The following is a 13710-nucleotide window of genomic DNA, read 5'->3' on the forward strand; positions in this document are numbered from 1 at the left end:
TGCGGCCAGCGTGCGGTCGCGGGGAGAGCGCGACCTCATCCGCAGGGGGTGACTCGATCTTCGAAATGTCCGGTGGGGCCGGATGCGGCGTCAGGCGTCCCGGCGCAACACCCGCGCGGTGACCCGGTCGACGGCGACGTCGCCGGCCGCGGCACCGCTGCGGATCCGGCCGACGAGTTCGTCCACCATCGTGTCGCGCTGGCCGCGGACCAGCGACTGGACCCGCTCCGGCTCCTTCTCCAGCATCTCCAGGACGTCGTCGAGGATGTCCCGGACCAGCGGACGCAGCACCCGGTCGAGCTGGGCGTCGACCATCTTGTCGACCACCGCGTTGGTGGCCAGCGCGGTGATCGCCGCATCGAAGGCCACCGCGGCGCGGCTGCGAGCCTTCTCCCGCTCGACGGCGCCGCGCGCGGCCATCTCGCCGAGCCGGCGTTGCACGGTGTCCGCGGTCGAGCCGGTGAACGGCCGGGTCGCCGTGTACCGCACGCTCTGCACCACCAACTCCCCGGCGTCCCCGGCCTGATAGACGGCGCCGACCATGACGTCGCGCATCCGGGCCGCCTGGGTGAAGACGAACGTGGTCATGATGAAGCACCCTCCAGGCGGTGCAGCTCGGCTGCCTCCGCAGCCGTGACCAGGCCGATGCCGACCAGGTCGAGTGGGCTGATGAACGCGTCGGCGAGCCGGAACCCGCCGGCCCGGGCGATCGCGTCGCGCAGCGGGACCGCCCAGTGGTGCTCGATCAGCAGCAGCGCCGCGGCGCTGTCGTCGGGAATCTCCTCGATCACGTCCCAGGCCCGGTCGTCGTCGAAGACCTCGATGCCGTCGGCCGCCGCGGCCGCGCCCAGGGCGGCGCCCGCCTCGAGACCCTCCTCGCCCTCGATGCCGAGCCCGACCAGCGCGCCCACCTTGCTGCCGAGCTCGACCGCCTCCTCGGCGGTCAGGTTGCTGAGATGCTCGACCTCGATCTCGCCCTTGGCGTCCTTGTAGACGGCGAGCGCGTCGATCACCCGGATCGCGTCGGTCGCCCGGAGCCGCTCCAGTTCGGCGATGACCTCGCCATGGAAGTCGGGGTGCGTGAAGCCCAGCACGATGAGCTGGACCGGTCCGATCGCCATGAGGCGCTCCCTTCCTCGATGCGCCCAGCCTCCCGCCGGGGCCGTCGAGACCACCTCATCCGGCTGGGGTGACGTGTCCGCGACCGGGCCCGGCGATGCTCGACGTCATGCGACAGATAGCGCTTCTCGTGTCCGCCGCCGTGCTCGCCGTCCTGCCGGTGGCCGCCTGTTCCACCAGCGAAACGCCGACGGCGGCGGTCTGTGACAACCTGACCGCGGTGCAGAACTCCGCACAGCACGTCCGGGACACCAACGTGGCCGAGAACGGCCTCAACCAGCTGCGTACCGACCTGATCCAGCTGCGCACCGACGTGCAGGCGCTGATCGCCTCGGCGAAGTCCCAGTGGAAGCCGCAGGCGGATGCCATCCGCACCTCGCTCGACCAGCTCAGCACGTCGGTGGACGCGGCCAAGTCGGCACCCGGCAAGTCCGCCTTCGACGCCGTGCGCCAGGCCGTGACCACGCTCGAGACCAACGTCAAGGCGCTCGGCGACGCGATGCACGGCGCCTGCTGACGCGATGGGAATCCGCTCGTTGCTGCGGCGGCTGGGCTGGCACCGCAACCCGCTGCGCCGTGGGTCGGACCGGGTGGAGGCATGGCTGAACGCCGTGCTGCTGATCACGCTCGCGCTGGCCGGCTCGGCGATGGCCGTCGGCACGTCGCGCGGCGCGTACCGCGCGGAGGAGAAGGCCGCGGCGTGGGACCGCACGCACCGGTTCGAGGTGTGGGCGGTGCTGGTGAGCAAGCCGGCCGCGCCGCAGGGCACCGCGCAGGCCCGGTGGAAGGCGCCGGACGGTTCGCCGCGCACCGGACCGGTCACGGCGGCGCTGAGCACCGCGGCCGGCGCGTGGGTGCCGATCTGGGTGGACGAGACCGGCGCGGTGAGCACCGCGCCGCCGCACCACAGCCCCGCCACGCACGCGGCCGGGGTCGGGGCGGTCACCCTCCTGCTGGTCGCCGCGGCGCTGGCCGCGATCTGGCTCTTCTGCCGCCGGCTGCTCGACCGGCAGCGGCTGCGCACCTGGCAGGACGAATGGCTGGAGGTCGGCCCCCGGTGGTCCAAGTACCGCTGAGGGCCGGCCTCCGGCGCGCTGTCAGGAAGCCACGTCCGCGTACTTGAGGTCGTTGACGACGTCCTGGAAGTGCTCGGCCTCGTCCGGGCAGTAGACCTTGACGATCAGCAGGACGCCCTGGGTGGCCTTGTTGTCCGCGATGACCGGCCGCATGCCCGGCCCGGCGGCGCCGTTGGTGAGCTGCCCGTACAGGATGCTCTTGGCCAGCGCGTTGGCCGGCGCCGCGCAGACCGGGCCGCCGTCGTCGCCCAGCACGTTGTAGATCTGCTGGGCGTCGGGGACCGGCAGGCCGGCCTGTGCCAGCTCGGTGCTGAGCTGGGTGGCCTTGTCGACCGCCGCCTGGTTCTTCTTGTCCGTGTGGAAGACCGCCACGGACACGATCATCAGGCCGAGGAAGAAGACCCCGATGACCAGCCAGGTCACCTTGCGCTCGCGGTGCTTGTCCATCATGACTGCGCCACCTCCGCCTCGGGGTCGGCCGTCTCCGCGTCCGCCGTCTTCCACGACGGCTTGCGGGCCCGGTAGAACAGGAACGGCACGAGCAGGCCGAGGCCGAGCGCGCCGACCGCGACGATCAGGAAGTAGATCCACGGGTTGCCGCCGCCGAACTGCGACGGCGGGATGAAGCCGATCAGCAGCGCGGCGAGGGAGGCCGCGAAGCCGACGCCGCACAGCCCGACCAGCATCGGCGCCTTGTAGCCGCGCGGGTGGTCCGGCTGGCTGCGGCGCAGCCGCACCGCGGCCACGAACATCAGCAGGTAGACGATCAGGTACACCTGCGTGGTGATCACCGAGAAGATCCAGTACACGCTGGAGACGTCCGGGATGAGCGCGTAGCCGAGCGCGATCACCGTGGTGATCAGGCCCTGGGTGACCAGGATGTTCTGCTGCACGCCGTGCTTGTTGAGCTTCTGCAGGAACGGCGGCAGGTAGCCCTCCTGGCGCGAGATCAGCAGCAGGCCCTTGGACGGCCCGGCCAGCCAGGTGAGCATCCCGCCCAGCGAGGCGGCCACCAGCATGATGCCGACGATCGGGGTCAGCCAGGTGGAGCCGAACTGGGCGAACATCGCGTCGAAGGCCTGCATCACGCCCGCGGTCAGCGACAGCTGGTCGGCCGGGACCACCCAGCTGATCGCCAGCGCCGGCAAGATGAAGATCAGCAGAACCAGGCCCATGGCCAGGAACATCGACTTCGGGAACTCCTTGCCCGGGTTCCGCAGCGAGCCGACGTGCACCGCGTTCATCTCCATGCCGGAGTACGACAGGAAGTTGTTGACGATCAGCACCAGGCTGGACAGGCCCGCCCAGGCCGGCAACAGGTGACCGGCGTCCATCGGCGCCGCGGACTCGTTGCCCTGACCGAGAAAGACCACGCCGAGCGTCACCAGCACCACGCCGGGGATCAGCGTGCCGATGATCAGCCCACCGCTGGCCAGGCCGGCCACCGACCCGGTGCCGCGGGACGACACCCAGACGCCGGTCCAGTAGCAGACCATGATGACGATCGCGGTCCACAGACCGTTGGAGGCCAGCTCCGGGTTGATCACGTACGCGAGGGTGCTGGCCACGAAGCCGAGCAGGCTCGGGTAGTAGAAGATCGTCATCGCGAACTGGCACCAGACCGCGAGGAAGCCCATCGGCTTCGACAGGCCCTGGCTCACCCAGTTGTAGACGCCGCCGGACCAGCCCGAGGCCAGCTCCGCCGAGACCAGCGAGGTCGGCAGCAGGAACACGATGGCCGGCACGATGTACAGGAAGATGCAGGCCAGGCCGTACACGGCCATCGTCGGTGCGGCGCGCAGGCTGGCCACCGAGCTGGTGGTCATCAGGGCCAGCGCGATCCAGGAGATGTAGTGGATGGGTTTCGGCTTGGCAGCCGCGGGTGTGGCGGCCGCGGGTACCCCTCGAGCGGGCACGTCCATCGCGCTCACGCCGGCTCCTTTCCGACAGAGTGACCGATTCTCGAATCATCGGCGGGGGTCGTTGATCGAGACCTCATCCCTGGCGAGTTAACGGTCCGTGTTTCGCGCGTGTTAACGCGGAGCGTGACATCACACACGCCCTCCGACACGCGCGGCCAGCAAGATCGACTAGATATCATTCGGCAGCCGCGCCAGTGTCGTCCGGCGATTTCCCATTGCCACGCTTCGATGCTTGGAGACACCATGGCGTTCAAGGCCGAGTACATCTGGGTGGACGGCACGCAGCCGACCGCCAAGCTGCGCAGCAAGACGAAGATCGTCGACTCCGTGGACGACCTGCCGATCTGGGGCTTCGACGGCTCGAGCACCAACCAGGCGCCCGGCGACAAGTCCGACTGCGTGCTCAAGCCGGTCTTCACCTGTCCGGACCCGATCCGCGGCGGCGGCAACGTGCTGGTGCTGTGCGAGGTGCTGCTGATCGACGGCACCCCGCACCCGACCAACACCCGCGCCGCCTGCGCCGAGACGGCGGAGAAGTTCGCCGGCCAGGAGCCGATCTTCGGCATCGAGCAGGAGTACACCTTCTTCCAGGACGGGCGCCCGCTCGGCTTCCCGCTGGGCGGCGGATTCCCGGCCCCGCAGGGCGGCTATTACTGCGGCGTCGGCGCGGACGAGGTCTTCGGCCGCGACATCGTCGAGAAGCACATGGACCTGTGCCTGCAGGCCGGCCTGCACCTGTCCGGCATCAACGCCGAGGTCATGCCCGGCCAGTGGGAGTTCCAGATCGGCCCGGTCGGCGCGCCGCAGGTCGCCGACGAGCTGTGGGTGGCCCGCTGGCTGCTCTACCGCGTCGCCGAGGACTTCGGTGTGGCCGCCACCCTCGACCCGAAGCCGGTCAAGGGCGACTGGAACGGCGCCGGCGCGCACACCAACTTCTCCACCAACGCGATGCGCGAGGACTACAAGGCGATCCTCACGGCCTGCGAGGCGCTCGGCGGCGAGGGCAAGGTCGACGAGCACATCGCCGGCTACGGTGCCGACATCGAGCACCGCCTCACCGGCATGCACGAGACCGCGCCGTGGAGCGAGTACAGCTACGGCGTCTCCGACCGGGGCGCGTCGGTGCGTATCCCGTGGCAGGTGGAGAAGGACGGCAAGGGCTACATCGAGGATCGCCGCCCGAACGCCAACTGCGACCCGTACGTCACCACCCGGCTGATCATCAACACCTGCTGCTCGGCCCTGGCCTGAGCCGCCGGCGCGCGGCGTAGGCTGCCGGGCGATGATCTTCGACATCACGCCCGGCGCCTCGGCGTCGCCGGTGATCCTGCACGTCCCGCACGCGTCCCGGGCGATCACCCCGGAGGCGCGCGCGGGCCTGCTGGTCACCGATGCGCAGCTGGGGGAGGAGCTGGACCACCTCACCGACGCGCACACCGATCTGATCGCGGCCCGGGCGGCCGGCCTCGCGCACGAGCGGCCCTGGACGTTCGCGAACCGCTGGTCGCGCCTGGTGGTCGATCCCGAGCGTTTCCCGGACGACCGCGAGGAGATGCGGGCGGTCGGCATGGGCGCCGTCTACACGGCCGGCTTCGCGGGCCGCAAGCTTCGCGACGACGACGGCGTACGGGATGAAGCCCTGCTCCGGACGCACTTCGTGCCGTACTCGGCGGCCCTCGCGGGACTGGTGGCCGACCGGCTGGCGGCGGTCGGCCGGGCGGTCATTGTGGACGTCCACTCCTACGCGACGGTGCTCCTCCCGTACGAAATCCATCGCGAAGGCGCCCGCCCAGCGGTCTGTCTCGGCACGGACCGCGACCACACGCCCGGCTGGCTGCTGACCGCCGCGCAGGCGGCGTTCCCGGAGCATGCGCTGAACACGCCGTTCGCCGGCTGCTACGTGCCGCTCGACTACTACGGCACCGACCCGCGCGTCGCCGCGCTGATGATCGAGATCCGCCGCGACGGCTACATGACCGAGCCCGGCGGGCCGCCGCACGCGGGCCTGGACCGGCTGGCCGCCGCCCTGGCCGCCCTGATCGACTCGGTGTCCGGACCAGCGCCATCCGGTGGCCCGCCCGGCAACCAGGGTCAGCGGCGCACCCGGTAGCGCAGGTGCAGCACCCGGTTGCCCGCAATCACCACGTCCGGATCCGCCAGCAGGTGCTGCGCGTCGACCGATCCGAAGTAGCGCTTGCCGGACCCGAACACGACGGGTACGACGTCCATCCGCACCTCGTCGACCAGGCCCGCGGCGAGCACCTGGCCACCGACGTCGCCGGCGGCGACCTCGACCATGCGGTCACCCGCGAGCTCCTGCGCCTTGGCCACGGCTGCCTCGACGCCGTCGACGAAGTGGAACGGCGCCTCGGGGTGCCAGCCCTCGGGCCTCGGCCGGTGCGTCACGACGACCATGTGGTCCATCCCGCCGGGCGGCTTCCCGTCCCAGCCGTCCGTCATGTCGAAGACGTGGCGGCCGACGACGGTCACCCCGATCTGGTCCCAGTACGGCCGGATGTAGTCGTAGGACGTCTGCGACACCTTCAGCTGGCCGCTCTCGTCCAGCGGGACGTCGCCGCTGGTCAACCAGTCGAACAGCGGCCCGGGCTGGTCGTTGTCGTCCGCGACGAAGCCGTCCACCGACACCGAGCTGTATATGACCACCTTGCCCACGGGCTCTCCTCTGCTGGGATGCCCTCAAGTTAGCGTCTCGTGAGCGGTCGCTCTTGTAGGTAATCAATCGGCCGGCAGCGACCAGCCGTCCAGCACGTGGCCGGGATGTTCGCGCAGGAACCGCCGCCGGACGTCGGCGTAGCGGGTCGGCGTGAGCCCGGTGAACGCCCGGAACTCGTGACCGAAGTGGGCCTGGTCGAAGTAGCCGGCGCCACCGGCGACGTCGGCCCAGTCGATCGGTCCGGCGAAGTCGATCGTCAGCAGGGTGGCGGCGAGGCGCTGGGTGCGGGCCAGCCGCTTCGGCGTGACGCCGACGAGCTCCTTGAACCGCTGTGCCAGATGAGTGCTGCTGACACCGGCTGCGACGGTCAGGTCGCCGATCGCCACCGTCCCGCCGGTCGCCGCGATGACGCTGCTCGTACGGCGGACCAGCCCCAGGCCGGCGGTCGCGCAGAGCCGCCGCATCAGCTCCTCCTCGAGCAGCGTCAGCATCTCGTGCGGTCCGGCCGCCGTGGCCAGCCGGTCGCGCAGCTCGGCAACGGCGGGGCGGCCCCAAACCTGTTCCACCGTCACCGGCCGGTCACGCAGCTCGGCCGCGGGCATCGGCAGGAACGGCGCCAGCCCCCACGGCTTGAGGTGCACGCCGACGGACCGGGTCCGGGGTGGGTAGCCGAACTCGAACGCGCGGGTGGGCACGGTGACCGCGCAGCCGTCGGCATACTCGGCCGTCTCGATGTCGGTGCCGGCGCGGATGCGGAACGGCGGCCCGAGGTTGACGATGAGCAACGCCGCCGGCATCGGCGGCAGCGTCAGCCGGGCGTACGGCGGCGCACCCGCCAGGTAGTAGAGGTCGTCGATCAGCCCGTCCAGCGGCGGTCGCGGCACTCTGGACACGTACTCCACGCCCACAGCATCGCCGACACCCCGCGAGAGCATCGGCTCGGGGTCAGCCGGTGACCGGCCGGCTGACGCCGGTGGAAGCCCGGCCGCTCAGCTCCCGATCGAGGGTCTCCTGCGCCTCCCGCATCGCCTCGGCGTAGCGCGGCTCGGCCAGCCGCCGCAGGCCGACCTCGACCGGCACGTCCTCGACCACGGCACTGATCCACCAGATGTTCCCGAACGGATCCCGCACCCGGCCGCCCCGCTGCCCGAACGCCTGCGTGGCCGGCGCCGTCACCACCGCGGCACCGGCCGCGACGGCTCGCTCGACGGCCGCGTCCGCGTCGTCGACGAACACCCGCAGCAGCGACGGCATCGCCGGCCAGCCGTCCCGGCGATCGAACGCCAGCAGCACGGTGTCGCCCACCCGGATCTCGGCATGCCCGATCGACCCGTCCTCGAGCGGCACCCGCCCCAGCTCAACCCCGCCGAACACGGCGGCCACAAACTCCAGCAGCTTCCCGGTGTCCGGCGTGACCACCCACGGCGCGACACTCGTGTACCCGGCGGGCGCGGTGCTCTCCACGACAGCTCTCCTGTCTCAGGTAGCGGATGCGCACCACGCTAAGCCGCATTGTTGCCAGTTTCTGTCCGGAACGACCCGGCTCGGCGCCCTACCCGCGCGTGGGCCTGGTCGGCACGGTCGTCGGTACGGTCACGGTCGGCGTCACCGTCGGTGCCACGGTCGGCTCGGTGGTGGTCGGCGTCCCGCCGCCGTTCTGGCCGCCGTTGTTGCCTTGCCCGCCACCGTCGTTCTTGCCGGTGCCGTCGCAGGTGCCGTTGACCACGGGCACTGCGCAGGTCGGCGGCGTCACCGGCGGGGTCGGTGGCGGCGTGGCCGGCTTGATCCCGTTGCCGAACTTGTCCGGTTCGCCGGTGGTCACCCGCGCCGGGAAGTCCTGGTTCTTCCAGTTCATCCTCTCGGCCGCGGTGTCCAGGAACTGCTTCCAGATCCGCGACGGAGTGTTGGCGCCGAACATGTTCTTGCCGGTGAGCGGATCCTTCAGCGGCACCCGCTTGTCCTTGCCGCCGACCCAGACCGTGACGGCCAGTTGCGGGATGCCGCCGACGAACCAGCAGTCGCCCGAGCCGCCGTCGTCGCCCTTCGCGGTCGTGTACTCCCAGGTGCCGGACTTGGCGATGCTTTCCCGGCCGCCGTCGAGATCCCGGTTGTCGGCGATGACGATCTTCTTGAGCACCCCGTCGAGGTTGGCCATCTGGTCGGCGTCGAAGACCCGGTTGCCGCCGGCCTTCTCCGGGTTCAGGTACGAGACCTTGCCGGTGTCCGGGTCGACCCGCTTGATCTTCTCGATGAAGTGCGCCGGGTGGTGCACGCCGCCGGCGACGATGGTGGCGACGCCCTCGGCGTGCTCGAGCGGCGGGACCCGGTACTGCCCGAAGGCGACCTCGTTGTCGAAGTAGCCGTTCCGCATCCAGGTCGACTTGTCGGTCGTGGTCAGGTCGACGAGCTTGCCGCCGTCGGTGTACATGTGCTTGAGCCCGGCCGCCTTGGCCGCGGCGATCACCTTGTCCCGCCCGATCGCGTCGGCGATCCAGTAGAACGGGAAGTTGTACGACTTGATCGTCGCCGTCTCCAGTGGGCAGTTCCGGCCGTTGCCGCCGCAGATCTTGCCCGGGTCGGCGCCCGCGTTGCTGATCACCGAGCCGTTGGGCCGCTTCTTCTTGTCGTCCCAGGTGCTCTGGAAGGACAAACCCTCCTTCAGCCCGGCCGCCAGGGTGTAGATCTTGAAGCTCGAGCCGGGGGACTGGCCGCCGATGACCCCGGAGCCGTCGCCCGCCATGTAGCCGCCGTAGTCGATGCCGTTGGGCTTGTCCCCGCCGTAGTAGCCGAGCACCCGCCCGGTGTTCGGGTCGATGCCGATCACCGCGGCCTGATAGGTGGCCGGTGTCTTGTGCATCGGCGAGCTCTCGCTCTGCCGGGAACCCGCTTCCTCGGCCGCCTTCTGCACGTCCGGGACGATCGTCGTGGTGATCGTGAGCCCGCCCTTGTCGAAGTCGGCCTGGGAGATGCCGAGCCCGGCGAGCTCGTTCTGCACGTGCCGGAAGATCATGCCGACCGGCTTGTTCGCGGCGCAGGTCTTGCACGAGTTCGCGGTGGGCTTACGGACCGTCGGGTACTTCCGGGCGGCATACTCGGCGGGGCTGATCCAGCCCATCTCGAGCATGTTCTTCATCGTGTACTCCCACCGGTCCTTGGCGCCGGTGGGGTTGTAGTTCGGGTCGTAGCCCCGGTCCGCGGAGTTGGGGTAGGGCTGCTTGATGATCGAGGCGAGCACCGCGGCCTCGGACGCCGAGATGGCGTTCTTCTGCCCGGCCGGCGTGGTCACCGACTTGCCGAAGTAGCCCTGCGCCGCGGCCTCGATGCCGTACCTGCCCTCACCGAGGTCGATGTAGTTCAGGTACATGCCCATGATCTGGTCTTTGTTGTACGTCGACTCGAGCTTGCGGGCGATGACCGCCTCCCGCAGCTTGCGGTTGATGCTGATCGCCTTCAGGTCGGCCGCGTGCCGCGCGTACTGCTGGGTGATCGTCGAGGCGCCCTGGGTCGCGCCGCCGGTGAAGTTGTTCCACGCGGCCCGGACGATGCCCTTCACGTCGATGCCGTGGTGGGTGTAGAAATTCTTGTCCTCGGCGGCCGCGACGGCGTGCTCGACGACCTTGTTGATCTGCGCTTCCGGCACCACGGTGCGGTTCGCGTCGCCCAGCCGGGCCAGCACGGCGCCCGTGCTGTCCAGGATCACGTTCGACTGGTCCTCGGTGACCGGGGAGGGCAGCGCGACGTCGTCGAAGAAGTAGGTGCCGCCGACCACGCCGGCGCCCAGCATGATGACGAGCACGGCGGCCGCCGCGGTGAGGAAGTTCCTGCGCCGGCGGCGTTTCGCGGTCTTCGGCCGGCCATCGGTCGGTGGTGGCGGCGCAGACAGGTCGATGGCCGGCCGCACGGCCGCACGGGCCACCGAGGCGCTGCCGACGGAGGCGTTGCCCACCGAGGCCCGGCCACCCGCCGAGGCGTTGCCCACCGAGGCCCGGCCACCCGCCGAGGCGTTGCCCACCGAGGCCCGGCCACCCGCCGAGGCGCTGCCCACCGAGGCCCGGCCACCCGCCGAAGCGCTGCCCACCGAGGCGCTGCCCACCGACGCGCTGCCCTTGGCGGACGCGCGGCCCGATGCGGCGTTCCCCTGCCCGGGCACGCCGGCCCGTCCGTACGAATTCATGCCGCCGTCCCCCGGTGTGCCATTCGGTAAATACGGTGCGTGAGCACATTCACACCGCAGAGAATGGGGCGGGTCCTCTTTCGTTCCGGAAGCAAGCGTCCGTCGATCTTCGGCTGCGCACGCATGGCGGCGAACACTACGCGGGATCTCCCTTTGCTGGCTACTCGAAACGCGGTGGCAGTGAAATTCGACTCAAAACCCAGATTCAGGAAATCCACAGGAATTGCCCCGACAATGGCTGCCACCAGCGCCGGAACCGAGATCACGCACCCGTCCCACCGGACCATCGGCCGGAATGCCGTCGGCCTGAATCGCTTGGCGGACGTCGAACAATCCGCGGTGGTCCGACAGCGCTCACCCGAACGCCGACGGCAGTGCGTGCCGTCAATACAGGACATCGACCACCGTACCTCGACCGCGCAAATCGGGGCGATGGCGAGGTCAGGTCACCCGAAAGGTGGCGATCGCCGGGCCGCCAGGCGCGGCCGGGGCCGCGGACGGTTACAGATTAACGACATCAAACCCGCAGGTGAAGGACGTCATACCGTCCGGTTGCCACCATCTGCGAAGATCGCAGATCGGTCCGCTGCTCCGTGGGGATCGCGAAGCCGAGACCGGGGGAGACGCGATGAGCCTGATCCAGCAGGAGCCCACCGCCGAAGCCCCGGCGGGGCCGCGCCCGCGGCGCCGGCAGGCGGTACGGCGGGCCCTGTACGAGATCCTGCTGGTCGCGGTGCTGTTCCTGGCGTACAAGATCGGCCGGGTCGCCGCCGACGGGCATGTCGGCGAGGCGCTGGCGAACGCCGGGCACGTCTGGAACCTCGAGCGCGCCCTGCACCTGCCCAACGAGTACGCCCTGCAGCACCTGGTCATCGCCCACGGGTGGCTGATCAAGGCGGCGAACTGCTATTACGCGTACGTCCACTTCCCGGCGACCGCGGCCGCGCTGATCTGGCTGTACGTCCGCCGCCCGGCGCGCTACGTCGCCACCCGCCGGCTGCTCGCCTGGCTGACCGCCGCCGCGCTGGTCGTGCACCTGCTCTTCCCGCTCGCCCCGCCGCGCATGCTCGCCGACGTCGGCATGGTCGACACCGGCCGCCTCTTCGGCCCGGCCGTCTACGGCTCGCCGACCACCGACACGCTCACCAACCAGTACGCCGCGATGCCGTCGCTGCACGTCGGGTGGGCCCTCGCCGTCGCGATCGCGCTGATCGGCGCCACCGCCGGCCGGTGGCGATGGCTCTGGCTGGCCCACCCGGCGCTCACCCTGCTGGTGGTCGTGGTGACCGGTAATCACTACTGGCTGGACGCGGTCGTCGCGAGCGCCCTGCTTGGTGTGGTCGCCGCCGTGCTCAACGCCAAGAGCGTCACGGCGAAGGCGGCGATCCCGAGCCCGCGCGTCGGCCAGATCTGATCACACGCAGATCCCGAGACCCTCCAGGACCCCCTTGCGGTACGCCGAGATCCGGTCGAACGCGGACACCCCGCCGTTGTCCCGGCCCCGCCCGAAGGCCAGCAGCGCCGCCACCGCCTCGTCCAGGTCGCCGGGAGAAAGCCGCAGGTCGTTGCCGTTCTGATCGCGGGTGAGCAGATCGTTCGTCCACGATCCGGCGAGACAGTCGACGGCCAGCTGCCCGGACCGGCCGCTCGTCGAGGCGCCCCGCCGATCCTGCGCGGCCCGCGCGAACAGGTCACCCAGCAGCATCCCGACCGCGAAGTCGCCGATCCGGTCGTACAGCTGCGGTCCCAGGTTCTGCCCGTCGAAGGCGATGAAATCGCCGGAGCGGCAGTAGAGAGCCGCACCGCCCGCGGTCGTGTCCGGGTCGGCGCAGCTCGGCGCCCGCCCGTCGAACGTCTCGACCCGGACCGGCTGCCACTGCCGGTCGGCGAGATCCGGGAAGGTCCTCGTCCAGTACGCCTGAGCGTCCTGGGCGAGCAGCGTGATCGCCTTGTCGTACGGCAGATCCCCGCCGCTCTCCGCCTCCCGCGCGTCGCTGAACGGCACCTCGGTGACCTGCAGGTTGTTCGCGTCGTAGCCGGCGCACTTCTTCGCGCCCTGCTGGATGCCCTCCTGGAAGGCCCGGATCCGGTCGAACGCGTTGCCGTGCGCGCCCTGCGCCCGCGCCGAGGTGCCCGGCTGGTCGCGCAGCATCAGCAGGCCGGCCACGGTGTTGTCCAGCTGCCCGGAGGTCGGCTTGCGGAACGCCGTCGAGTGCCCCGCCCGCACGTCGGCCAGCCAGGCCCCGGCGTAGCAGTCGGCCTGCTGTTCGAGCACCACGGTCGGCTGGCGGGTCCGGCCGAGCCGCACCTGGATCGCGTGCCCGTACTCGTGCGCCATCACCACCCCGACTAGCAGCGGCCCGTAATCCTGCTGCAACTGCGGGATCAGCTTCTGCGCGTCCCAGGCGATGAAGTCCCCGTCCGGGCAGTAGAACGCGTTCGGCTGATAGACGGTCGCCTCTCCGGCGCAGTCCGGCGCCGGTTTTCGCTCGGTGTACGGATGGAATCCGCCGGTGATCGGCCGGAATCGCTTTCCGCCGGTGAGCGCGGGAAACTCGGCCTTCCAATACCGCTCGACGTCCCTCAATGACCTGGTCACCGTGTCGGTGGCGGTCGCCGTCGGGCCGGCCGATCTCCCCGGCTCGGACGGCGCCGGCACCACCCCGCACCCGGCGAGCGACAGCACCAGCACCCCGGCGACGATTCGCAGCGCCCGCATCGGCCCTCCCTCGGCATCGGACAACC

15 protein-coding genes are annotated in these 13710 nt (G+C 70.6%); 5 read left to right on the forward strand and 10 right to left on the reverse strand.

Annotated features, from left to right (window positions below; translation table 11 throughout):
• Positions 1-90 precede the first annotated feature (90 nt).
• Together ODJ79_RS19965 and ODJ79_RS19970 are read right to left on the reverse strand one after the other, a co-directional pair.
• A complete protein-coding gene (locus ODJ79_RS19965) occupies positions 91-588 on the reverse strand; it encodes a hypothetical protein (protein ID WP_263025013.1) in 498 nt (165 codons plus the stop codon).
• A complete protein-coding gene (locus tag ODJ79_RS19970; RefSeq protein ID WP_263025014.1) occupies positions 585-1121 on the reverse strand; it encodes a hypothetical protein in 537 nt (178 codons plus the stop codon). The genes ODJ79_RS19965 and ODJ79_RS19970 overlap by 4 nt, the downstream gene beginning before the upstream one ends.
• A 107-nt stretch (positions 1122-1228) precedes the next feature.
• Here ODJ79_RS19970 and ODJ79_RS19975 point away from each other — a divergent pair, with 107 nt between their 5' ends.
• Both ODJ79_RS19975 and ODJ79_RS19980 read left to right on the forward strand, forming a co-directional pair.
• Positions 1229-1636, forward strand: coding sequence for a hypothetical protein (locus ODJ79_RS19975; RefSeq protein WP_263025015.1), 408 nt, complete (start codon positions 1229-1231; stop codon positions 1634-1636).
• A gap of 4 nt (positions 1637-1640) precedes the next feature.
• A complete protein-coding gene (locus ODJ79_RS19980; protein ID WP_263025016.1) occupies positions 1641-2195 on the forward strand; it encodes a hypothetical protein in 555 nt (184 codons plus the stop codon).
• Positions 2196-2216: 21 nt separating this feature from the next.
• On the opposite strand, the gene ODJ79_RS19985 is transcribed toward ODJ79_RS19980, so the two are convergent.
• Both ODJ79_RS19985 and ODJ79_RS19990 read right to left on the reverse strand, forming a co-directional pair.
• Complete coding sequence (locus ODJ79_RS19985) at positions 2217-2645, reverse strand: hypothetical protein (RefSeq protein WP_263025017.1); 429 nt, start codon at positions 2643-2645, stop codon at positions 2217-2219.
• Complete coding sequence (locus ODJ79_RS19990) at positions 2642-4117, reverse strand: APC family permease (RefSeq protein WP_263025160.1); 1476 nt, start codon at positions 4115-4117, stop codon at positions 2642-2644. Before ODJ79_RS19990 ends, ODJ79_RS19985 begins: the two co-directional genes overlap by 4 nt.
• A 243-nt stretch (positions 4118-4360) precedes the next feature.
• Here ODJ79_RS19990 and glnII point away from each other — a divergent pair, with 243 nt between their 5' ends.
• Both glnII and ODJ79_RS20000 read left to right on the forward strand, forming a co-directional pair.
• Positions 4361-5368, forward strand: a complete 1008-nt coding sequence (gene glnII, locus ODJ79_RS19995; protein WP_263025018.1) for a glutamine synthetase — start codon at positions 4361-4363, stop codon at positions 5366-5368.
• 31 nt (positions 5369-5399) lie between these two features.
• Entirely contained in the window at positions 5400-6227 is an 828-nt protein-coding gene (locus ODJ79_RS20000; protein WP_263025019.1) for an N-formylglutamate amidohydrolase, read from the forward strand.
• On the opposite strand, the gene ODJ79_RS20005 is transcribed toward ODJ79_RS20000, so the two are convergent.
• The 5 genes from ODJ79_RS20005 to ODJ79_RS20025 all read right to left on the reverse strand — a co-directional run bounded on the left by ODJ79_RS20005 (position 6209) and on the right by ODJ79_RS20025 (position 11231).
• Positions 6209-6790, reverse strand: coding sequence for a dihydrofolate reductase family protein (locus ODJ79_RS20005; protein WP_263025020.1), 582 nt, complete (start codon positions 6788-6790; stop codon positions 6209-6211). The genes ODJ79_RS20000 and ODJ79_RS20005 overlap by 19 nt on opposite strands.
• A gap of 63 nt (positions 6791-6853) precedes the next feature.
• The gene (locus ODJ79_RS20010) at positions 6854-7693 is read right to left on the reverse strand and encodes an AraC family transcriptional regulator (RefSeq protein WP_263025021.1); all 840 of its coding nucleotides are present in this window, start codon (positions 7691-7693) and stop codon (positions 6854-6856) included.
• 43 nt (positions 7694-7736) lie between these two features.
• Positions 7737-8255, reverse strand: coding sequence for a VOC family protein (locus tag ODJ79_RS20015; protein WP_263025022.1), 519 nt, complete (start codon positions 8253-8255; stop codon positions 7737-7739).
• Between the two features lie 88 nt (positions 8256-8343).
• On the reverse strand, positions 8344-10965 hold the full coding sequence (locus ODJ79_RS20020; protein WP_263025023.1) for a transglycosylase domain-containing protein: 2622 nt from the start codon (positions 10963-10965) through the stop codon (positions 8344-8346).
• Positions 10962-11231, reverse strand: a complete 270-nt coding sequence (locus ODJ79_RS20025) for a hypothetical protein (protein WP_263025024.1) — start codon at positions 11229-11231, stop codon at positions 10962-10964. The genes ODJ79_RS20020 and ODJ79_RS20025 overlap by 4 nt, the downstream gene beginning before the upstream one ends.
• 362 nt (positions 11232-11593) lie before the next feature.
• On the opposite strand from ODJ79_RS20025, the gene ODJ79_RS20030 reads away from it, so the two are divergent.
• A complete protein-coding gene (locus tag ODJ79_RS20030) occupies positions 11594-12379 on the forward strand; it encodes a phosphatase PAP2 family protein (RefSeq protein WP_263025025.1) in 786 nt (261 codons plus the stop codon).
• On the opposite strand, the gene ODJ79_RS20035 is transcribed toward ODJ79_RS20030, so the two are convergent.
• Positions 12380-13684: a zinc metallopeptidase gene (locus tag ODJ79_RS20035; protein ID WP_263025026.1), complete on the reverse strand. Its 1305-nt coding sequence runs from the start codon at positions 13682-13684 to the stop codon at positions 12380-12382. It abuts the gene before it with no gap.
• Between the last annotated feature and the right edge of the window lie 26 nt (positions 13685-13710).

The sequence above is a fragment of the Actinoplanes sp. KI2 genome (assembly GCF_025630775.1).
Taxonomy (GTDB): domain Bacteria; phylum Actinomycetota; class Actinomycetes; order Mycobacteriales; family Micromonosporaceae; genus Actinoplanes.